The organism is Stieleria sedimenti (assembly GCF_025060895.1).
Taxonomy (GTDB): Bacteria; Planctomycetota; Planctomycetia; order Pirellulales; family Pirellulaceae; genus Stieleria; species Stieleria sedimenti.
Window position 1 is genome coordinate 23,604 of the sequence record NZ_JANZKV010000062.1, and the last position, 22,440, is coordinate 46,043.

A 22,440-nucleotide genomic window follows, 5' to 3' on the forward strand; every position below is an offset into this window, starting at 1 on the left:
AAACCGACAGACCGCGAGCCATCCGGTTTCCGCGTGAAAGACCGGAGGGCTCGCGCCCTACCGCTCACAAAAACACTCCGCTTGGCGTCAAAGTAAGTGGCATTGGGCTCGCGGCCTTCCGCCAACATTGAACTCCCAGCGACAGTTTCGCGACGACGGTGAAGTGATACACTGTGCATCCTCCTTCACCGCTCCTTCACCACTCATCCACCAGCCAATCATGCCGCAGGGATTGCCGCTTCCATTTGATGTGTTGCTTGCCCAAGGAAACGCCGACGAGGCGGCCGAGAGCGCGGGATTGCTGGACATCCTGCTCAGCGGTGGGATCGTCGGCGCGGTCATCTTGGTGGTGCTGCTTTCGCTCAGTTTCTTGGCGGCCTATCTGGTGTTCGACCAAGTGATGACGCTTCGTCGTGGCGAAGTCTTGCCGGAAGGGTTGAGTGAAACCGTCCGACAGGCCTTGCTGACCGGGCGGTTGCAGGAAGCCGATGCGGCCTGCCGGCGTGAACCGAGCGTTCTGAGCGTGGTGCTCCTGTCCGGGATTGCGGAAGTCGATTACGGCTGGCAGGGGGTTGAAAAGGCGGTCGAAGACGCGCTCGCCGAGCAGTCCGCCCGGATGATGCGACGGATCGAATACCTGTCCGTGATCGGCAACATCGCCCCGATGGTCGGGCTGTTGGGCACGGTGACGGGGATGATTTTTGCGTTCCAGCAAGTCGCCACGACGCGGGGAGCGGCGGGTGCCGGTGACTTGGCCGAAGGGATCTACCAGGCGTTGGTGACCACCGTGGGCGGCTTGGTCGTTGCGATTCCCGCGTTGGCAGCCTATGCCGTCAGCCGCAACCGCGTCGACACGCTGATCGCGGACGTCGCGTTCCAAGTCCAGCACGCGTTGGCCCCCATCAAACGCCGCCCGACCAAGAACGTCGCCGCCCCCAAACGGTCGTAGCACGCGTTTCCCCGACCCACGCGCCACTGGCTGACGGCCTGTCGATTGATTCGGGATCTGCGGAGTCAATGGTGAGCCGCTGGCCGTAAGGCCTCGGGCGGGCGTCGAAATGCCCGGCCGCTTACGCGTCGCGGCTCACGAAATCGACAGACCGCTGACGCCACGTGCTGGGATGGCCCCCAGCGGGACGCGTCAGCGACCGGCGCGTGATCATTCTCCCGTCCACCACAAGCCACCGGCGGCCTACCGCAGTCGACGATTCGGCGTCGGCTTGGTAATCTCATCGGCGTTTCCATTTCGCGCCCTCCAGCCCCCCTTTGTCCGCCGATATGGCCGTATTGATTCAAGTGCGAAACGCCCACAAGCGTTTCGGCGACCAAGTCCTGCTCGATGGTGCCGACGTTTCCCTGGTTGACGACGCCAAGGTCGGCTTTATCGGCCGAAACGGCGCCGGAAAGAGTACGTTTTTGAGGGCGCTACTGGGCGACGAAGAACTGGAACAGGGCGAGGTCATACACCATCCCTCGCTGCGGATCGGCTATCTCCGCCAACACGACCCCTTCCAACCGGGCGAATCGGCGTTGGATTTTCTGATGCGGGAAAGCGGCCAGCCCGATTGGCGCTGCGGCGAGGTGGCCGGCCAATTCGAACTGAAGGGAGACTACCTCACCGGCCCGGTCAAAGCGCTCTCCGGTGGGTGGCAGACACGGGTCAAGCTGGCGGCGTTGCTGCTCAACGATCCCAACCTGTTGATGTTGGACGAACCGACCAACTTCCTGGATCTGCGAACCCAGATTCTGCTGGAGCACTTTCTGCGGACCTTCAACAAGGCGGCGTTGATCGTCAGCCACGACCGCGCGTTCTTGAAAGCGACGTGCTCCCAAACCCTGGAACTGTCGCGCGGCAAATTGACGATGTACCCCGGCAAGATCGATCGGTTTTTGGAGTTCCGCGAGGAGCGTCGCGAACACGACCGCCGCGTCAATGCCACCGTCATCGCTAAACAAAAACAGTTGCAACGGTTCATCGAGAAAAACCGAGCCAACGCCTCCACGGCCAGCCAGGCGCGGAGCAAGGCAAAACAGCTGGAGCGTCTGCAGACGAGTGAAGTGGAGGTCGATGAGCCGACCGTCCACATCCGAGCGCCGCGTGTCACCCCGCGGCAAGGGACGGTGATGCGGACCGAGGAGCTTGCGATCGGCTATCCGGGCCACACCGTCGCCGAAAACATCTCCCTGGAAATCGAACACGGCCAACGGGCGGCCATCGTCGGCGACAACGGCCAAGGTAAAACGACGCTGCTGCGGACCCTCGTCGATTCACTCACCCCGATCCGTGGAGAAATCAAATGGGGGCACGCGACGGAATTGGGCACCTACGCCCAACACGTTTACTCCAGCCTGGATGATCGGCGGACCGTGCTGGAGCACTTGGAGTACGAATCCAATCCGGACACCACGCGACAGGATTGCCTGGCGATGGCCGGAGCGCTCTTGTTTCGCGATTCGCACATCAACAAAAAAATCAAGGTGCTCTCCGGAGGAGAACGCGCTCGATTGTGCATGGCCGGCTTGCTGCTGGGTACCGCCAACGTGCTGGTCTTGGACGAACCGGGCAACCACCTGGATGTCGAAACCGTCGAATCGCTCGCCGATGCCCTGATCGAGTACCAGGGCACCGTGATCTTCACCTCGCACGACCGGCACTTCATGCAACGGGTGGCGACCAATGTGATCGAGGTTCGCGACGGGACCGTCAAGAATTACTTCGGCAACTACGAGTCCTATCTGCAGAGTGTCGAAAGCGAGGTGGACGAAGGCGAACGGGAACGCGACAGGATCGCCGGAAAAGCCGCCCCGCCACCGCCGACCAAAATCGCCAGCGCCGAAGACTACCGGGCCAGCCAGCGTCAATCACGAAAGGCTGAAAAGGAAATCAAGAATCTGGAAAAGAAGATCGCACAGCTCGATGACGAGAAGAAAGCCGTCAATGAAAAACTGTTGACCGAAACAGACCCCGACGAAGCGGTGCGGTTGCACGACAAATTGACCGAGATCAGCCAAGAACTCGAACAAGCCGAAGAGCGTTGGATGGAGTTGAGTGATTTCTGAGCGTGTCGGTCACAGCAGTTGGCGGCGTCTCCCGAAAGGGATTCCAGCCAGTAGCCGGCGGTCGAGCGGAGCGAACACCGCCGGGCAACGCTGTGAAGCATTTTCCCCATGCGTTTCTTGAGGTTTTAGCGGCAGGGCGCGAGCCCTCCGGTTCTTCATCTCTGCCAAAACACCGGAGGGCTCGCGCCCTGCCGCTAAAAAATGCTTCACAGCGTTGACCGCCGGGGTCGAGCAAAAGCGAAAGCACGACCCCGACGCACGCGTTTCCGGTGGTGCGCCAACGGCGACCACCGGCTACTGGCTTTCACCCCTACCGGGGTGATGCATGACATTTGCGCCCCTCGTTCCACGGCTCCGCCGTGGAACGCAATGCCGGTGTGGCTCCGCCACACGCGGTTGACGGCCCAGAGGCGGAGCCTCCGAAGCAGTGTGTCCCCAGGCGGAGCCTGGAACAAGTTGCAAGACAGCCGGCATGCACAGCATGCCCTACCGCCGCGAAAACAGATCACTGGTCACGATGTGTTCGATCAGCTCTCGCGTCGGATACTCGTTTTCGGCGAGTCGTTCCAGGATCGCATCGATCGTCGCTCGGTCGCTCCACTCGATTCGCCGTCCCAGTGCATAGGCGAATAACTTTTCGCTGAACGCTCGCGCGAAAAACGCCTGACGCTGCACCAACAGCGTCTTCAATTCCGCGACGCCGTCAAAGGCTTGACCGCTGGGAAGTTTTCCCGACGTATCGATGGCCGCCTTGTTGTCATAACGGGGCCGCAGTTCACCGATCGGATCAAAACACTCCAGCGCAAAACCGAGCGGATCAATCTTGCGATGGCACTCGTTACAAGCGGCCGAGGTTCGATGCTTCTCTAACAAGTCTCGGACCGACGTCGCCCCCCGCACATCCGGATCGATCGCGGGCACATCGTCCGGCGGAGGCGGCGGGGGAGTCCCGAGCACGTTTTCCAACATCCAGACCCCGCGAACGACGGGCGAGGTTTCGATCCCGTTGGCGGACACCGTCAACACGCTCGCCTGACCCAACAGTCCGCCACGACGCCGGTCGCTGAACACGACTTTGCGAAATGTGTCGGCGCCTTCGGCCGGTACCTGATCCACCACACCGTAAAGCTTTGCCAGGTCTCGATTGATGAACGAATAATCCGCATCCAGCCAGCGAACGATCGACACGTTTTCATCGATCAGGTGACGTAGAAAGGTGCGCGTTTCCTGTTTCATGTCGGGCTGCAAATTGGACGCGTAATAACGCCAAAACTGATCCCGGTCCGGCGGCATCTCGCCCAACGCGCGCAGATTCAACCAGGCATCGGTGAACCCGGCAACCATCGCGTCGGACTTGCGATCGGCCAGCAAGCGGCGCGTTTGCTCGAGCAACGCCTCGCGGTCCAATCCCTGTGAATCGGCAATTTCTCGCAAGCTCGCATCGGGCATCGACCCGGTCAGAAAGTAAGACAGCCGGGCGGCCAGCGCGTGCTGGGAAATCTGATCCGTTTCGGGAGGGCAATCGGGATGCAGATACAAAAATGCCGGCGAACAAAGCACCGTCTTCAACGTGTCTTTGAACGCACCAAACGGATCTCGACCGTGCCGCAGACGCGTCTGATAGACCGACATCAACCGGTCGAGTTCGCCCGATTTCAGGGGCCGTCGATACGCGCGGCGGGCGAACGCTTCGGTCAGTTGCCGCGCATCCCCGGGCTCGTATCGACCGTCGGGCAAGACGCTTGCCAGGGTCGCGTTGGGCCACTGTCGAGAAATCGGACCGCGGATCATGACTTCGTGAATCCGGATCTGCGGGACCTGTCCGTATCGCAACATCACGTTTCGTGCGCGAACGATTCCCTGGCCACCACGGGCGTGCTCGGGCAAGGTGTCGGCATATTTCCGATGCAGCCGCGTGTGCAAGGGACGCACTTCGCGCAAGCCGTTTTCAAAGGTGAATCGTGGAGTGAAACCGCGATCCAACGGCACCTCCATCGTGTACCACTGCGGCTCACCGTCTTCGATCGTACGCTCGGCCAGCAGGGGTTGAATCGGCTGCATCGTGTGCAAGCTGCCCGCGTCGGCGTTGCCGGGACGGATGCCCAAGCGAAACTTTTCGCTCAAGTCGATCTTCAGGTCGGCTTCTGAATACGGCGTGTCGCGGTGGAGGGCTTGGGCGAGCACACGAATCTCATAAACGCCGTCCGACGGCACGCCCTCGGCGAACGCCTCCAATGGCCCGTAAGCCCCCTCCGGTCGATCCGCCAGGGGACTGTCATACAAACACAGATGGCGAAACTGAAACGCCGCCCGGTGAGCCCCATCCAGCTCGGGTTGCTGGCGAAAATGGTCCTCAAAATGCCACGTCCGCTGTTCGGGCTGCGTCCGGTTGGCCAGCGCCTTCTCGACGATCGCATCGGCCGCGTCCAGGTACTGTTCCAACAGGTATCCCGAGGTCACCAGGGCGTCGCCGACGTTGTCCAATTGTTCGACGGTGTTGTCCCGTGGGAATCGATCGCTGGGATCGAACATCGACATGTCCATCTGGAACAAATCGCTGACGGTGGCGAGGTATTCGCGACGCGTCAACCGACGCAGCACCGTTTGGCCGCCGGTGCTGGACGACTGTCGTCGCAGCTGCTGCAACGACGCCGTCAGCGAATCGATCGCCGCCTGACGATCTTCACGTGTCGGCTGCTCCGCATCCTCCGGTGGCATGTCGCCGAGCGTCAACTGGTCGATGATCTCCTGCAACAGGATTTGCGTGTCGTGATCGGTGGACGACAAGTCGAGCGCATCAAATTCACGCTCGCCATTGGCGTCATCGGCGTTGTGACAATCGACGCAGTAGGTTTCTAAGAACGCGATTGCATCCTCCGCCAGGCCCCGCTGATGCGAAAACCCGACCAGCATGGCAAACCCGACGCAGAGGGCTCGCGCTAGGGTGTAGCGACGCATCACGCCAACTCCAATCCCGAAAGGGTGCCGGTGCTGGTGGAGAAACGTTCGGTCGGAATCCCGAACCGATGCAGCAGCGTCAGGTACAGGTTGGTCAACGGAGGACGGTGCGGAGACGAGGAATCAAACCACATCGTTCCCCGATGCCGCAACCCTCCGCCGGCGACGACGATCGGCAGGTTCGTGTTGGTATGGGAATTCGCGTTCCCCATGCCGCTGCCAAACAGCACCGACGTGGTTTGCAGCAGATTCGAATCGCCGCATTCGGTCTCTCGCAGCTTGGTCAGGAATCGAGAAAACTGTTCGACCTGGTACGACTCGATCTTCTTCAACGCATCGATCGACTCCTTGCGTTGGCCGTGATGCGACAGCGAGTGATAACCGCTTTTGAAACCGAAATCCCGGGCTTCAAAGTCGCCGCCGATTTCCAGCGTGGCGATCCGAGTCGAATCGGTTTGCAGCGCCAGGGCGATCAACTCGTACAGCATCGGCAGATCGTCAACCATGTTCGTGTTGGCCGGTGCCGCAAACGGCGCCGGAGGTTTTTCGATGTCGATCCACTGTTTGCGATTGCCCAAACGTTTTTCGACGTCGCGAATCGACGTCAGATATTCGTCCAGCTTTTGCGCGTCGCGGCGATTGAGTTGTGTTGAAATGGTCTTGGCGTCACCGTTGACCGCATCGAGGATTGATTCCTGCATGCGGAACCGATCGGCGGCGCGCTGTTTGTCGGCCGGTTTTACTCCGACAAACAATTTCTCGAACAATTCCCGCGGGCCCGTGATCGGAGGGACGCGGGTCCCCGAGCGGCTCCACGACATTTGGCATCCGCCATGGATTCCCGAATCACTGCCGACGGTCAACGAGGCGAACCGCGTGCGGCCGGCGATCGTTTCGGCGGCGAACTGGTCCAGCGTGATGTTCCCGTCGGGCATCGATTTGGCGTCCACACTGCGAATCCCCGACAGGAACGCATGAATCGCGAAATGGCCGCCCTTGAGCCCGTGGTCCAACCCGCCGATCACGGTAAAATCTCCGGCGTGCTCGGCCAGCGTGGCGAGTGTCGTCGACAGCGAAGTCGCGTTGTCGGCGGCGGTCTTGGTTTCGTCCGCCGAGGACTTGTCGGGCCAAAATGCCTCGGGATAAAACCCCAACATGTTGCCGATGCAGACCATTCGGCGGGGCGGTTGTAACGATTCGGCAGACGTCGGGGACGGGGAATCCGATTCGCCTGCGGTGGCCCGGCTGCGGAGCGAGTCGAACGCCGGCAGAGCGATCGAAATCCCTGCGGCCTGCAAAATGGATCGGCGACCGACGACCCGCGGATTGGGACGATGTCGATTCATGGCGAGAGACCAACGGCTGGAAGTGGAGGGGAAAAGGTGGGACCGTCAAAGCGGCCCCACCAGTTTACACGAAAGACCAGCGTTCCCGAAATCCTGCGATTCGGAGCGTTTTACGCTCCCCGCGGCAACGCTGTGAAGCATTTTTCCCCTGTGGTTCTTAAGGTGTTAGTGGCAGGGCGCGAGCCCTCCGGTTCCGCATCTTTGCCCAAACACCGGAGGGCTCGCGGGCTACCGCTAAAAAATGCTTCACAGCGTTGTACCCGCGGGTTAAACCACGTCGACTTTGCCGATTGATTCAACGGTTCGACAGAGCCGCGGCGGATCGGTCGATGTTCTTAGTCGGCCTTTCTTTTACGACCCCTGGCGCGATCATCCGATCGATGGCGAAATGGAATCAAAGCTGCCTGAGCAATTGGGAATTTGGCGACTCGGATCAAGTCTGTGTGTCAATTCGGCGTGTTGCGTCACGTTCGCCCAACCGGTCGATGCCGTCGGTAGCCCGCGTTGGGACTACGCGATGAAGGTGGCGACGTTGCCCGAAGGCCGCGAGGGGATCGCCGGTTCCATCGCCGCCGGAGCCCAGATCCGGCATCCCAACGTGGTCCCGATTCTCGACGGTAACGCGTCCGGAGCATGGCCTTACTTGACGATGCCGCTGTTGGACGGGCGGACGATGAAATGGCATCTGTCCAGCGGTCCGCGAAAACCCTTGCCGGTCGCCCTCTGGCTGATCCGACAGATATGCCAGGGACTTGGCGCGATCCATGCCGCCGGCTGGACTCACGGTGATGTCAAACCCGACAACGTGATTGTAGGCAGCAATGGGCATGTGACGTTGATCGACCTGGCATTCGCCCATCAAGGCACGCTCGACCAGTCGGCACCGTTCCGTGGCACCCGGCAATATGCCGCGCCCGAGCTGCTCGTCAATGCTTCCTCGGGAAGCCCGGCGAGCGATATCTTTGCCGCGGGGCGAATGTTGTGGGAATGGCTGGCGCGGGTGGAAACCACCAACGAACAAATTCTCAGTCCGGCGTGTGAATTGGTCGAGTGCATGGTCGACGCGGCACCCGAAAACCGTCCGTCCGCCGACGAGGTGACGGCGACGTTGTTGCGAATGGAAATCGACACGCTCGGCGAACACATCGTCCCGGCCCGGCCACGTCGTGCCGCGTAGCGATTCGTTCCGATTGAATCTTCGGGTGAGGTTTGTCGAGCGGAAAAGGTCAGGCTTTAGCTTGCGGAGCAAAGAAACGATCACTGGCCCCACGGATAGCAGCGCGAACCCACGGATTTGTACCACCCTGTCATCCGTGGGTTCGCGCTGCCATCCGCGGGTATTCTTTCCGCTGGTTCGCCCGGTAACAAGAAGGGCTAGACCTTCGTCGCCCAGCGGTATCCGAACAGTTCCTTGGCCGAACTGGTGCCGAACGAATCGGTCAGGATATCAAAATGTTTCAGCTCCACGTCGCAGGGGTGCGGCACGCCGCATGCCCGGCCGAGCTGCAATAACTCCTTTCGCAATGTCACGACGTAGTTGGCAAACCGATGCGCCTTGTCGGTCGGATCCAACCCTCCCATCAGCCATCGATTTTGGGTCGCGATGCCGGCCGGACAGTGCCCGGTGTGACAGCGTTGTGCTTGAATGCATCCGATGGACAACATCGCTTCACGACCGACGTTGATCATGTCGCAACCCAGTCCGAACGCCAGCAATGCGTTGTGCGGGAAACCGAGCTTACCGGATCCGACGAAGACGATGTTTTCATGCAACTCCGCATCGCGAAAGATGCGATACACCGAACTCATGCCCAGCTTAAAGGGCATTGCGACGTGGTCTGAAAACACCAACGGTGCCGCTCCCGTTCCGCCTTCGCCCCCGTCGATGGTGACAAAGTCCACGCTACGACCGGTCTGTTGAATCCGGCCGGCCAATTCGTGCCAGAATTCCATTTGCCCCACGGCCGACTTGATGCCGACCGGCAGACCACTTTCGTCGGCAAGCCGTTCGACGAAATCGAGCATCGAGTCGACGTCGCTGAACTCACGGTGTGACGCCGGGCTGGCGCAGTCCTGCCCCATCGGCACGCCACGGATCTTTGAGATCTCGGAGGTGATCTTTGCCGCCGGCAGCAACCCTCCCCGGCCCGGCTTGGCTCCCTGGCTGAGTTTGATTTCGATCGCGCGAATCGGATGCGATTGGACCACATCGCGGAACCGCGCGATGTCGAAGCCTCCGTCAGCGGTGCGACAACCGAAGTACCCGGTACCGATCTGCCAAATCAGCTCACCGCCTTTGCAGTGATAGGGTGACACGCCGCCTTCGCCGGTGTTGTGCAAACAACCGGCCAGCGCCGCGCCCCGGTTGAGCGCTTCGATGGCCGGTGCGCTGAGCGAGCCGAAGCTCATGGCGGAAATGTTAACAATCGAATCAGGCCGAAACGCCTTGGCACGGCCCTGAGACGCCCCCATGACCTTTTTGCACGCCGCGGAATGATTCGGGTCAAAATCGTCTTCGCCTGGCAAGGGATCGCTGAGTGGAAATGGGCTGTGGCGAATGATCAGGTAGTTCGGGGACGACTCCAATTCGTTGTCCGTCCCGAAACCGAAATAGTTGTTGTCCTTTTTGGACGACGCGTACACCCAGCGCCGCTGATCCCGGCTGAAGGGTCGTTCCTCGTCATTGTTGGTGACGATGTATTGCCGCAATTCGGGACCGATCGCTTCCAACCAGTATCGAAAATGGCCGATGATCGGGAAATTGTGCAAGATCGCGTGCTTCTTTTGCAAAACATCGAAGGCGATCCACGCGAGCAGAACCACCGCGACGATGAGCGTCATCCAGGCCCAATTCATGTCACTTCCTCTGGTTAACGACGCGGCTGGACGTCCCCTTCCCACCACTGAAGCAAGTGCTCGAGCCGCTCCAATTCTTGGGGACGCGACGATGCAAGGTCGTTGGTTTCGCCAAGATCGCTCTCAAGATTATACATCCATTGTGCCGTGTTCGTGCCCTCGCGCTTGCGGACCAATTTTAGATCGCCGTCCCGCACCGCAGTCCAAGTCCTGTTGCCACGGCGGCCGCGCCAAAACAACGTCCGCGGAATGTCGTCGCGTTGCTCGGCGACGTGCGACAGAAGATCGATTCCCTCCAGCTTGCGACCCGGAACATCAGCCCCCGCCAACGTCAGAATCGATCGCGTCAAATCAAACGTGACGCAAACCTGGTCGCTGACCGTCCCGGCGGCAATTTGATCGGGCCAGCGGACAATCAGCGGCACGCGAATCCCGCCTTCATACGTCGTGCCCTTGCTGCCGCGGAGTGGCCCCATGTTCCCCGCGCCGGCGAAGCCTCCATTGTCGGAGACGAAGATGACGACGGTGTTGTCGGCGACGCCCGATTCCTCAAGCGTCGTCAGAATCCTGCCGACTTCCGAATCGAGATCCTCCAACATCCCGACGTACGCCGGTGGATCGAACGCCATCCAATTCTCTTCCGTGACAACCTTGTCTTTGTCGTCCGGACCTTGATAGGGAAAGTGCGGACACTCATGCGAGACATAGGCGAAGAACGGCTGGTCTTTGTGACGCTTGATAAAATCGATGCTGTCATCGGTGATCAAGTGCGTCATGTAGCCATCGCGTTCGATCGGCTGCCGACCACGGAACAACACCTGCAAGTCGCTGAGTTCGCGATGGTTGAAGTAGTGGACGTTGCCGCCCAAGTATCCGACGAACTCGTCCCAGCCGTACTGCATCGGATTGAACTTGGGTTCGTATCCCAAGTGCCATTTGCCGAAAATGCCACAACGGTAGCCGGCCGGCTTGAGCAGCGCCGGCAGAACGGCATCTTCGACCGGCAGCCCCAACTCATGTTGTTCGGCCAAACGGATTGCATCGTCGTAGCGTCCCACATTCCCGGTTCCGATCGCACACTCCAGGCCGCCCACCCGCTGTTGATAACGTCCGGTCAACAACGCCGTCCGAGTCGGGCTGCACTCGGGCCCATTGGAATAGTGCTGCGTGAAGCGAACCCCTTGCTTTGCCAAGGCATCAATGTTCGGCGTCTTGGCGACCGGGTGACCGTAACACCCCAGATCACCGTATCCCAAATCATCGGCAAGAATCAAAACCACGTTGGGACGCTCCGTCGACTCGGCCCCAGCGACGTCTGAATGAAGGGCCTGAGTCAGGAGTGCTGCAAACGCCGAGCAGACGAATGCGGTGACTCTCTTTCGCATCTGACGCCGGCATGATCGGCGGCATGGTCGGCGGCAACCGGTCATTCGGGTACGGGGCATCGTTGCGGCAAGAAACTGAATCATGTTGAAGTCCATCGGTTGGAAAGCGGACGCTCGGCGTTCGTTTCAAACCCGAGCACAACGACCCGAGCACAACGAGACGCCCGTACTGGCAGCCTCTTTCGCAGACGTTTCTCGTTTTCCGATACAATGTGATCAATCAAGTTGGTTCGACCTTCACAAACGGATCATCGCTGCGAATCAGCATCGTACGCCTTTGACGCTCGAACTGCTACACGCAGCCATCGCCACCGCCGACAAAGTTTGAATCACGTGCAACAGCGAAAAGCGACGCGTCACCTCATCCGCTGCACCGCTCGCACGACGCTACGCTGTGAAGCATTGATTCCCCGCGTTTGACGAGGTGTTCGCGGCAGAGCGTTTCTTGTTAGCGGAAGGCCGCGAGCCTCTCCGGTCTTTCAAGGTGGCTTCGCTGCGAAACCGGACGGCTCGCGGTCTGTCGTTTTAAGCCCGCACGCGTTGGCAAGGGGCCACGCGGCGCCCCTTGCTCACGCGTCGGGCTGGCATGATCACGTTGATTTCGGAACATCGACCAAATCGACAGGCCGCTCGCGCCGTTCCGCTAACATCTTCGTCGCCAAGCCGGTGGCGGGCTTGAAATTTGCGACTCGCGTGTGTTTCTGGTAGCCTTCCGAATCCAGCGGCATTTTGCAAAACCTTGTCTTCGGCTCAAATGATTTGCGACACGCGATCAGCCGTTCGTGACTCGCCCAAGTGGAATGCAACAGGCAGCAGCAGTGAAGTCAACAAAACGGCCCCGAATCGCACTCCTCGTCGAAGCGTCGCGCGCCTACGGACGTGAACTACTTCGCGGCGTGGCGTTGTTCTCGCGGACGCGTGTGGAGTGGTCGTTGCTGCATCAAGAGATGACGCTGGATTCGGCGATTCCGGATTGGATTTTTAGCTCGCGGATCGACGGCGTGATTGCCCGCGTGGACTGGCACACGATTGAACCGCTGCGTCAATTGCGAGTGCCGATCATTGATGTCCGCTGCAACCGAAAATTCACCGGCGTGCCGCAAGTCGAAACGGACAACCAACGTGTCGCCGAAATGGCGTTCTCGCATTTATGGGAGCGTGGCTTTCGACGATTCGCGTTCTGTGGGTTTCGATTCGCCACGTATTCCGACGCCCGACTGGCCGCGTTTCAAACCTTGGTCGATGCCTCGGAATGCCCTTTCGATGTCTACCAATCCCCCGGCGTCCCCGGCACCACGTTGACCCAACTGGAAGAAGCGGGTGTGCTGGAATTGGAATCGTTGGCAAAGTGGTTATCGACGCTTTCGCGACCGACCGGACTGTTGGTCTGCAATGACATTCGCGGACAACAGGTGCTCAACGCTTGCCGGCTGTCCAATATTGCCGTCCCCGATGACCTGGGGGTGATCGGCGTCGATGACGACGACGCGATCTGCCTGCTGTGTGACCCGCCGCTGTCGAGTGTCCGTCCCAATGCGGAACAGGTCGGATATCGGGCCGCCGAAATTTTGCAACAGATGATGCATGGCTTGCTGCCAGAAAATGAGATCGAGTACGTTCCGCCGATTTCGGTCTCCGAACGTCTTTCGACAAAAGTCGTGGCCGTGGACGATGTCGAAATCGCCCGAGTGTGCAGATTCATTCGACAAAACGCCTGTTCGGGAATTAACGTGGGCGACGTCGCCGAGTTCACGTCCCTCTCTCGTCGTCAATTGGAGCGGAGGTTCCGGGACGTTTTGGGGCGAACACCACACCAGCAGATCACGATCACGCAATTGGAACGCGTCAAGCAGTTGCTGTTGGAGACGGACATGACGCTGGAGCAAATCGCAGCGAAAACGGGTTACAGTCATAAAGAATGTCTGGGGGCAGTTTTCAAACGCGAGACCGGTGAGTCACCCGGCGAGTTTCGATCGAAACAAGCCAATCGCGATCACCCCCAAACGCCGACCGTCTCTTCAAAAAACCGTTAGAGCGGTTGTCCTACGGTTGCCACCTTTCCGTCTGATCCCCCGTTCACGATTCGTTCCCATGCTCCGGTCTTTCTTGATTCTGATCTGCTTCGCCGCAAGTGTCACCTCTTCGCAGGCCCTCGACATCTTCGTCAGTCCCGCGGGCGACGACGCCAATGACGGCTCGGCCGCCGCTCCGGTGGCGACGCTCGGTCGGGCACAGGTGCTCGCTCGGCAATCGGCCGGAACCGACCCCGTGACGGTCTCCGTCGCGGACGGCGTCTACTACCTGCCCGAGACACTCACGTTCACCCCCGCCGACTCCGGTGCCCCCGATCGACCGGTCATCTACCGTGCGGAAAACGAAGGCAAAGCCGTGCTCAGCGGTGGGACAATGCTCGACCTGCAATGGCAACCTTTCCGCGACGGAATTTTCGTGGCAACCACCGAACCGGGGCTGGCGATCGACCAGCTGTTCCTGGCCGGACGCCAACAACGGATGGCACGCTATCCGAACTATGACGCCGGCAAAAAGACCGCAGCCTATCAAGGGTATGCCGCCGATGCGTTCTCCAAACAACGCGCCAGCGGTTGGGCCGACCCCACCGGCGGGTTCATTCACGCCATGCACCGGGCCCGCTGGGGAGGATACCACTACCGGATCACCGGTAAGGACTCCGATGGCGAAGTGACCTATGAAGGTGGCTGGCAAAACAACCGCCAAATGGGCATGCACAACGACTTTCGCATGGTCGAAAACATCTTCGAAGAATTGGACGCGGCCGGCGAATGGTATCACGACGCCGGCGCGAACCGCCTGTACTTCATGCCTCCCCCTGGCGTGGATTTGAGCCGAGCGAAGGTCGAAGTGGTGCGACTGCGACACCTGATCGAATTCAACGGCTCCGCCGACAACCCCGTGCGGTTCATTGCCCTAAAGGGATTCGTCGTTCGGCATGCCGCGCGGACCTTCCTGGAAACCAAAGAACCGATGCTGCGGTCGGATTGGACGATCTATCGCGGCGGCGCCGTTTTGCTCTCCGGCACCGAGGACGTCCAGCTGTTGGACACCGAATTTGATCAGGTCGGCGGCAATGCGATCTTTGTCAGCCGTTTCAATCGCCGTGTGGTCGTCAAGGGTTGCCACATCCACGACTGCGGCGCCAGCGGTGTTTGTTTTGTGGGTGACCCCGACGCCGTTCGCGATCCGCTATTCGAATACCGTCAAAAGAACGATCTGAGCAAGGTCGACCGTACTCCGGGGCCGAAGTCGAACCGGTACCCGGCCGACTGCGTCGTCGAAGACTGCTTGATTCATGGGATCGGCCGAGTCGAACGCCAACCGGCCGGAGTTCAAATCACGATGGCACAAGGCATCACGGTTCGCGATTGCTCGATCTATGATTGCGCCCGCGCCGGCATCAACATCGGGGACGGTGCCTGGGGCGGCCACCTGATCGAACGCTGCGATGTCTTCGACACTGTGCAAGAAACCCACGACCACGGCTCGTTCAACTCCTGGGGACGAGACCGTTTTTGGAGCAGCGACCGGAACGCCAGTCAACAAATCATCGACCAGGAACCGCAGTTCCCGTTCTTGGACGCCGTCGAGACGACCGTGATTCGCAACAGCCGCTGGCGCTGTGATCATGGTTGGGACATCGACCTGGATGACGGATCTTCCAACTACGACATTTACAACAATCTGATGCTTTCGGGCGGCTTGAAGTTTCGTGAAGGCTTTCGGCGTCGAGCCTGGAACAACATCACCGTCAACAACGGCCTGCACCCGCACGTTTGGTACAACAACAGCGGCGACGAAGTGTTCAGCAACATCTTCATGGCCGCACCACAGGGTGTTCGCGCCCCGACGGAGACCGCCAAGGGAAAACGGGTCGATCGCAACCTCTATTTCTCGCACGCCCCGGCAATGAAAGATCGCTACGCCGACTTTGGATGGGACCGTCATTCCATCGTCGCCGATCCCAGGTTCATCGATCCGGCGAGCGGTGATTTCCGTGTCCAGCCAAATTCGCCAGCCTTTGACATCGGTTTCGAAAACTTCGCGATGGATCAGTTCGGCGTCAAGAAACCTTCGCTGAAACAGATCGCCGAAACGCCCGAGATCCCGGCTGTGGAGGTCAAAGGCGAAACGCCAACGCCCCGATCCGCTCGCCGGCCTGTCGCAACGCCGCAGCCGTCGTTCTGGCTGGGGGCTCGGGTAAGCGACTTGAAAGGTTCCGAATTTTCCGCCTATGGAGTGTCCCAAGAAGAGGGCGGTGTCACGGTGACAGAAATCAAGCCCGACAGCGACGCCGCCGGCGCGGGACTGACCGAGGGAGACTTGATTCAAGGCATCAACGCAACGCCGGTCAAGCAGGTCTCCGGTTTGCTCTCGGCCTACCAACAAGTCGGCGACGCAGCGTTGAACGTGAAAGTCATTCGAAACCAGCAGCCCGTGATACTGTCGCTTCAGAACGCACCCCGCATCGTGATGGAATCCGCGGGGACTGCCGAAGACTTTGCAACACTGGCGCTGACAGGAAGACCATCGGGCAAGGTCGACGCCAACCCTTTGCCCCGCAACGAACCGCCGGCAACGCTGATCGATGGCAAACTGCGACAAAGCTACGGCCCGGTTTTCGCCAACGGCGTGACCACCGGAGCCTATCGCTTGGACCTCGGTGAATCAAACGACATCTCTTCGATCACCAGCTGGTCGACGAACTTCAATGGGGTCCGCGGCCCACAGAAGCTGACGCTTTACGGAAGCGATTCATCAACCGACCCCGGTTGGGATGTTTCGGACCGTTCCAAGTTCACGCCGCTGACCTCGATCGATACCCGTCGCGCGACACAGGATGTGTTCCATGCCGTTGCGTTGCGATCCGCGCCGGGACAGTCCCTGGGAAAATTCCGCTGGATCATCTGGAGTGTCCAGCCGGTGACCGATCGAGCGGAAAACACCGCGTTCCAAGAATTGCGTGCGCAATGAGCGTGTTCGTAGCGTCAGCTTCCGGCTCGCCAGTGCCGTAAGCTCCCAGCTTGCGAGTGCCGTAAGCTCCCAGCTTGCGGGTGGCGTACGCTTCCAGCTTGCGAGTGCCGTAAGCTCCCAGCTTGCGAGTGGCGTAAGCTTCCAGCTTGCGGGTGCCGTAAGCTTCCAGCTTGCGAGTGGCGTAAGCTTCCAGCTTGCGAGTGCCGCAAGCTTCCAGCTTGCGAGTGCCGTAAGCTTCCAGCTTGCGAGTGCAGCACTCGCGATTGCGGAGCAATCGCGGGTGGCAAGCAGGATGCTTACCCCACTTTTCTGAGCCGCGGACATCTCCGTGTCGCAAATCCTTCGCCGTCCGACGCAGCGGTTGATTGACTTTCACCCGCCATTGAAAGATGTTGTGTGGTGACACTCCCGATTCGAGGGTCTCCCCCAACCCTCGCCCTCCGGCACCGGCCCCGCCCCATGCTCCGCGTTTTGAACCTCCAGGGTTGCACCGTTCTCCTGGCGCTCCTGCTTTCCATCGCCGCCAGTGGCGCAGTGTCGGCTGAAGCTCCCGACACTCTGCCGGCGTTACAGAACAACAAGGCGCCCGAGAATCTGGACGAGATGTGGTCGGGGTTTGATCCACGCGAGGAACCCTTGGACGTTGAACTGCTTCATCAGTGGGAAGAGGACGGTGTCGTGCTGCGAGTCGTGCGTTTTCGCATCGGCATCTTCAAGGGCCGGAAAGCAACGCTGGCCGCCGTGTACGGCTTCCCGCAAGGCGCCACCGACGTGCCCGGCCTGGTGCAGATCCATGGCGGCGGCCAATACGCTGACTACAAGGCCTGTTTGACCAATGCCAAACGCGGCTACGCGACGGTGTCGATCGCTTGGGCGGGCCGAATCTCCGCGCCCCAATACCGCGTCGGTCCCGATCAAGTCAAATTGTTTTGGGATCAAGAAACCGACGCACCCGATTTTAAACCGACGACGGACTGGGGCGCCGTCGACGGCTATCACGCTCCCTCACGAAATGCGGGCAATCAATTCCCAAGCGGCAAAGCGGCTCCGTGGACGCTGGATCCCGTCGAATCGCCTCGCAACAGCGGTTGGTTCCTCTGCGCAGTGGCGGCCAGACGGGCACTGACGTTTCTGGAGCAACAACCGGAAGTCGACCCGGAACGACTGGGAGTCTACGGCCACTCGATGGGCGGCAAACTCACCGTGCTCACCGCGATCGACGACCGAGTCCAAGCCGCCGCTCCTTCGTGCGGTGGAATCAGCGATCGCTACAACGATAGCGAATTGTTTCGCAACACGCTGGGTGACGACGTCAGTCTGGCGCACCTCACGTGTCCGATTCTTTTCCTGAGCCCGGCCAATGATTTCCATGGTCGAATCGGCGATCTGCCCAGAGCGGTCGAGGAGATCCAAAGCCGACAGTGGCGCGTGACCTGTTCTCCGCACCACAACCACCAAGACACCGCACCCTATGAAGCGGCCACGCTGCTCTGGTTCGACCAACATCTTAAGCACAGTTTCGTGTTCCCTGCGACACCCGCGACGAATCTCACCTTGCAGACGTCCGACGGCATCCCCACCATCCGCATCGACGCCGATACAAGTTTGCCGATCGAGTCGGTGGACGTCTTTTACTCCCAAGACGGAAAGCCGAACGAGACCCCGCGTGATCGAGACGACGTGGTCCATCGCTTTTGGCATCACGTCGCGGCGAAGCGTCAGGAGAAATCGTGGACCGGATCGCTACCGATCTCCAGCACAGAAAAACCACTGTGGGTTTACGCCAATGTGACCTACACGCTGCCAAAACCAGTCGAAGGTGCCGGCTATTACTATCGGCAGTACCGCAGCGAAACGATCAACCTGTCGTCTTTGCTGCTGACCGTCCCTCCGCAACAACTCCAGCAATCCGGCGTCACGCCGACACAACAACCCCAAACCGTCATCGATGACTTCGCCGGCGACTGGCAGAAAGAATGGTTTACCTATCGGCCGGACGAATGGCCGCTCACCACGAACAAACTGAACGCGGACATCTATCACGCGCCGCCGGATGCGGTGTTGGCCGTTGACGTGAAAGCGGATCAGGGAAACACCTTGGTGGTGCGGATCGACGACCATGCCGCCGAAGTCGATTTGGACGGCGGTGATGCATGGCAACCCGTTGTGCTCACTCCGGCAAACTTTCGCGATGGAGCAGACGACCCCTTGGCCGGCTGGGAAAACATCCGGCAGTTGGAATTATCGGCGACGGAGCGATTGCAATCGGGACAACGCCGCGACCCGAAGACTCGCATCGTGGGCGGCCAATGGAAAGGACCACCGCCGCAGTTCCGGAATCTGCGTTGGGTCTCGAAAGAGGTCGACGTCCTTTGACGCAGCGACGATCGGCAGAGCGACGATCGGCAGAGCGACGATCGGCAGACTGTGTAAAACACAACGAATCCACCTTCACCCACTACAATTCATTTCAACAAAATTCGCCAAACGAACCTCCAAGTCGAAACCATGAAGTCCTCTTGTTTGATGGCGATTGCGTTGGTGTGTCTTTTGACAGCCTTCGCTGCCGCTGATTCACCGCGTCCCAACATCGTGTTTATTTTTGCCGACGACTGGGGTTGGGGCGATCTGAGTTGCCACGGGCATCCTGATGTCAGAACGCCCAACATCGATCGGCTGGCGCGTGAGGGAACGGATTTCCATCGCTTTACCGTCGCCAGCGGTGTGTGTTCCCCCAGCCGAACGGCCGTGATGACGGGGCATTTTCCGGCCCGCTACAACATCGATGGGCATTTCGCCTGGGTGCCCAGTAACGCCAAACGCAACATGCCCGATTGGCTGGACACCGACACTGTCACGCTGCCCCGATTGCTGCAAAAGGCCGGATACGCGACGGCCCATTTCGGCAAATGGCACCTGGCCAACGACATGATTCCCGATTCCCCTTCGCCGGGACAATACGGATACGATACCTACGGAGCGTTCAATTGTTCGGGTGAGCAAATGCCTGTGCACGAAGACGCCGAACATGCGATCGAGTTTATCCAGAGGAGTCACCAGGCCGGTCAACCGTTCTTCGTCAACCTATGGATCCATGAACCGCACACGCCCTTCCACGTCCTGCCGAAGTACCGTTGGCGATTTCGAAACAGCGGGCTCGATGAAAACGATGAGATCTACGCAGCCGTTTTGTCGCACGCCGACGATCGCATCGGCGAGGTTCTCGAGACGCTCGACAAGCTGGACCTGGTGGACAACACGCTGGTCATCTTCAGCTCGGACAACGGGCCTGCCCGCGCCCGTCCCGGAACACCGCTAGCCCTCAGCTACGACACCGCCACAGGTGCGGGATTCGGAATCGCCGCGGCCAAGGGAATCACCGCCGGACGCAAGGGCTACAAAGCGTCGCTGTTCGAAGGCGGCATCAACGTGCCCTTCATCGCACGCTGGCCGGGCAAAATCGCCGCCGGCAAAGTCGATCAACGTTTGATGATTTCGGCCGTCGATCTGTTGCCGACGTTTTGCGAAATCGCCGGCGCGAAGTTACCCGAATCGTATCAGCCCGATGGAATCAGTCAGCTGAAACCGCTTCAAGGGGACGTCAGCGATGGCCGCGACAAACCGTTGTTCTGGAAGATGAAGGGCAACGGCAAACCCGGCCAAGCCGACTCCTTTCATTGGGTCGACTACTGCATCGTCGACCAAAACTGGAAACTCATCAGCGACGAAGCCTCCTCGTACGTGGAGTTGTATGACATCGTCTCCGATCCCTACGAAAAGCAAGACGTGAAAGAATCGCACCCGGACGTGGTCGCGCAACTCACCGAGAAACTTGCCGCCTGGAAAGCCACGCTTCCGCCCAAACCCAACCCCAAGAATTTCTCGTCGTTGCGCGACTGAACGTGCTTACCGGCCGCCATCAATCAACGATCACGCAATCGCAAGAAATCACCTCCATGAATCACCGCATGACACGAATACTACTAACCCTGTTTTCTTTCACCGCCTTTGCAATGCTCCAGGCCGCGACCGTCCATGCAAACGATCATGCCTGGGTGATCGACACGCAAGACGAATGGCAGCAAAGCACGACAAAGAACGAGGGAATTCAGATCAAGGACGGGATGGCAGTCCCAACCGAGCAAAACGCTTCACTGGTGAGCGTGTTGAAGACATTTGCGACCAAACGGATGGCGGAATCGATTCAATTCGACCAGTCACCTGAATGGTCCAATTGGAATCAAACCAACGATCTTGGTCCGGTGAATCTCGGCGACGCACCGGTGATGCTCAGCCTCGGCCCGGACAACTACTGGATGTTTGGCCGTTACGGTGGCGGCCGAAAACGGGGCGATACGTCCAAGCTGCCGCCCTTCAAGCCTGAACCGGCAACGCTCGACGGTTTCGACATTCCGCTGCAGACAACCAAGTTTCCGAATCAGTTCGATGCCGCCGGTGGACTGCAACCGAGACTGGGTGGTTACCACGCCTGGCAAAGCAAAGACATGGTCAACTGGGTTCATCACGGCCCGATCACCGAAAAAGCTTCCGCATGGATGACGACTGCCGAGTATGCCGATGGCAAAGCGTACTTTTACTACGACTTTCCCAACGACCAGGATCCACACGTTTTTGTCGATGATGACCTGTTCGATGGCCGGCCCGGTGAGAACAAAGGAATGGCCTATGATGACCCCTCGCACGGTTCCGACTGCGGAATCATTCGCGGCCTGGACGGTCAGTTCCACTTGATCCTGGAAGACTGGAGCCCGATCAATGCCCAACGCCATGCCTGGGATTCTCCCTTGGCGGCACATGCGGTCAGCCCCGATGGAATCCAGGATTTCAAACTGCTGGCGCCGCCGGTAGACGAACGCACCAAACCGACCGGCAGGAAGGGAACCTACAAGCATCCCCACTGGGTGAAAGAAAACCCGGAACGTTTCAAAACAAACGTTGCCGAGTACGAAATTCACGAACCGGAACAAAACGCCTACGGTGACTGGGCGGCGATCTCGATCGGCGGACAGTACTATCTGTTTTGCGACTATGACCCGGCGGACAGCAAGACGATGAGCGTCGGTCGCTTCACATCGAAAAGCATCAATGAACCCTTCACCTGGTGCGGCAACGTTGGCCGCGGCCATCCCGATCCAGACATCATGTTCGCCGAAGGACAATTCTATCTCGCGACGCAACAGAAAATGGATTTCGTCAGCCCGGGACCCTGGGTCGAGCAGGTCGTCGTTCGTGCCGGAGTCGACGAGAACAATGACGGATCGATCGACAAGTGGACCGATTGGCAAGCCGTCAAAGAGACCTACGACTACATTCCGGGGTTCGCCAAACAGGTCGCCAAGACTCCGGCGCGACTGGACCTGTCCGAGTTGCCCGCCGGCTACGGGTTTCAGTTCGAAGTCAAAATCAAAGACAGCACCGAGAATCAATCGAAACCGATTCTCGATCGGGTGACGTTCGCCTTTGAAAACGACGCCGCAAAGTAGTCCTCTGTCCAAATTTGGGTTTTGGCTTGCGTTTGTCGATCGGAAAAGGGTCAGGCTGTCACTTGCGGAACAATGAAACGATTACCGGGCCCACGGATGGCAGCGCGAACCCACGGATTTTTGCACCCTGTGATCCGTGGGTTCGCGCTGCCATCCGTGGGTATGATTTCCGGTGGTTAGCCCGGGAAAATTGCCGGAGTGCCGCCCGCCAATGCTTTCCGCGGATCGCAGACAGAGCCGAACTCTTGGTAAGCTCCACTATCTCAAAATGAAATATTGCCAAAGCACCAACTGAACAGCGCCAGTTCGTTCCCCGTCCAGATC

General features: G+C 59.5%; 12 protein-coding genes. 8 read left to right on the forward strand and 4 right to left on the reverse strand.

What is annotated here, in order from left to right; translation table 11 throughout:
- The first annotated feature begins 220 nt into the window (after nucleotides 1–220).
- Complete coding sequence (locus tag NZK35_RS09505; RefSeq protein ID WP_259632299.1) at nucleotides 221–949, forward strand: MotA/TolQ/ExbB proton channel family protein; 729 nt, start codon at nucleotides 221–223, stop codon at nucleotides 947–949.
- 329 nt (nucleotides 950–1,278) lie between these two features.
- The gene (locus NZK35_RS09510; RefSeq protein WP_259632300.1) at nucleotides 1,279–3,060 is read left to right on the forward strand and encodes an ABC-F family ATP-binding cassette domain-containing protein; all 1,782 of its coding nucleotides are present in this window, start codon (nucleotides 1,279–1,281) and stop codon (nucleotides 3,058–3,060) included.
- A gap of 486 nt (nucleotides 3,061–3,546) precedes the next feature.
- Here the strand turns inward: NZK35_RS09510 and NZK35_RS09515 are convergent, their stop codons facing one another.
- Both NZK35_RS09515 and NZK35_RS09520 read right to left on the reverse strand, forming a co-directional pair.
- On the reverse strand, nucleotides 3,547–6,018 hold the full coding sequence (locus tag NZK35_RS09515) for a DUF1592 domain-containing protein (protein ID WP_259632301.1): 2,472 nt from the start codon (nucleotides 6,016–6,018) through the stop codon (nucleotides 3,547–3,549).
- Nucleotides 6,018–7,364 (reverse strand): DUF1552 domain-containing protein, encoded by a 1,347-nt coding sequence (locus NZK35_RS09520; RefSeq protein WP_259632302.1) that lies wholly within the window; start codon nucleotides 7,362–7,364, stop codon nucleotides 6,018–6,020. Before NZK35_RS09520 ends, NZK35_RS09515 begins: the two co-directional genes overlap by 1 nt.
- Nucleotides 7,365–7,647: 283 nt before the next feature.
- Between NZK35_RS09520 and NZK35_RS09525 the strand changes: the two genes are divergently transcribed.
- Complete coding sequence (locus tag NZK35_RS09525; protein WP_259632303.1) at nucleotides 7,648–8,541, forward strand: protein kinase domain-containing protein; 894 nt, start codon at nucleotides 7,648–7,650, stop codon at nucleotides 8,539–8,541.
- Nucleotides 8,542–8,738: 197 nt separating this feature from the next.
- On the opposite strand, the gene NZK35_RS09530 is transcribed toward NZK35_RS09525, so the two are convergent.
- The gene (locus tag NZK35_RS09530) at nucleotides 8,739–10,220 is read right to left on the reverse strand and encodes an FMN-binding glutamate synthase family protein (RefSeq protein ID WP_259632304.1); all 1,482 of its coding nucleotides are present in this window, start codon (nucleotides 10,218–10,220) and stop codon (nucleotides 8,739–8,741) included.
- Nucleotides 10,221–10,234: 14 nt separating this feature from the next.
- Nucleotides 10,235–11,500, reverse strand: a complete 1,266-nt coding sequence (locus NZK35_RS09535) for a sulfatase-like hydrolase/transferase (RefSeq protein ID WP_259632305.1) — start codon at nucleotides 11,498–11,500, stop codon at nucleotides 10,235–10,237.
- Between the two features lie 923 nt (nucleotides 11,501–12,423).
- Between NZK35_RS09535 and NZK35_RS09540 the strand changes: the two genes are divergently transcribed.
- From NZK35_RS09540 to NZK35_RS09560, 5 genes are all read left to right on the forward strand, one after another.
- Nucleotides 12,424–13,638 (forward strand): XylR family transcriptional regulator, encoded by a 1,215-nt coding sequence (locus NZK35_RS09540; RefSeq protein WP_259632306.1) that lies wholly within the window; start codon nucleotides 12,424–12,426, stop codon nucleotides 13,636–13,638.
- A 58-nt stretch (nucleotides 13,639–13,696) separates the two neighbouring features.
- Complete coding sequence (locus NZK35_RS09545) at nucleotides 13,697–16,612, forward strand: PDZ domain-containing protein (RefSeq protein ID WP_259632307.1); 2,916 nt, start codon at nucleotides 13,697–13,699, stop codon at nucleotides 16,610–16,612.
- 534 nt (nucleotides 16,613–17,146) lie between these two features.
- On the forward strand, nucleotides 17,147–18,988 hold the full coding sequence (locus NZK35_RS09550; RefSeq protein ID WP_323379626.1) for an alpha/beta hydrolase family protein: 1,842 nt from the start codon (nucleotides 17,147–17,149) through the stop codon (nucleotides 18,986–18,988).
- A gap of 150 nt (nucleotides 18,989–19,138) precedes the next feature.
- Nucleotides 19,139–20,512 (forward strand): sulfatase family protein, encoded by a 1,374-nt coding sequence (locus NZK35_RS09555; RefSeq protein WP_259632366.1) that lies wholly within the window; start codon nucleotides 19,139–19,141, stop codon nucleotides 20,510–20,512.
- 113 nt (nucleotides 20,513–20,625) lie between these two features.
- A complete protein-coding gene (locus NZK35_RS09560; protein WP_259632367.1) occupies nucleotides 20,626–22,116 on the forward strand; it encodes a glycoside hydrolase family protein in 1,491 nt (496 codons plus the stop codon).
- Nucleotides 22,117–22,440 lie beyond the last annotated feature (324 nt).

Excerpts from the sequence above, each read along its gene's own strand:
- NZK35_RS09505 (WP_259632299.1), top strand. The coding sequence starts at position 221 with ATGCCGCAGGGATTGCCGCTTCCATTTGATGTGTTGCTTGCCCAAGGA.
- NZK35_RS09510 (WP_259632300.1), top strand. The coding sequence starts at position 1,279 with ATGGCCGTATTGATTCAAGTGCGAAACGCCCACAAGCGTTTCGGCGAC.
- NZK35_RS09515 (WP_259632301.1), bottom strand. The coding sequence starts at position 6,018 with ATGCGTCGCTACACCCTAGCGCGAGCCCTCTGCGTCGGGTTTGCCATG.
- NZK35_RS09520 (WP_259632302.1), bottom strand. The coding sequence starts at position 7,364 with ATGAATCGACATCGTCCCAATCCGCGGGTCGTCGGTCGCCGATCCATT.
- NZK35_RS09530 (WP_259632304.1), bottom strand. The coding sequence starts at position 10,220 with ATGAATTGGGCCTGGATGACGCTCATCGTCGCGGTGGTTCTGCTCGCG.
- NZK35_RS09545 (WP_259632307.1), top strand. The coding sequence starts at position 13,697 with ATGCTCCGGTCTTTCTTGATTCTGATCTGCTTCGCCGCAAGTGTCACC.
- NZK35_RS09555 (WP_259632366.1), top strand. The coding sequence starts at position 19,139 with ATGGCGATTGCGTTGGTGTGTCTTTTGACAGCCTTCGCTGCCGCTGAT.
- NZK35_RS09560 (WP_259632367.1), top strand. The coding sequence starts at position 20,626 with ATGCTCCAGGCCGCGACCGTCCATGCAAACGATCATGCCTGGGTGATC.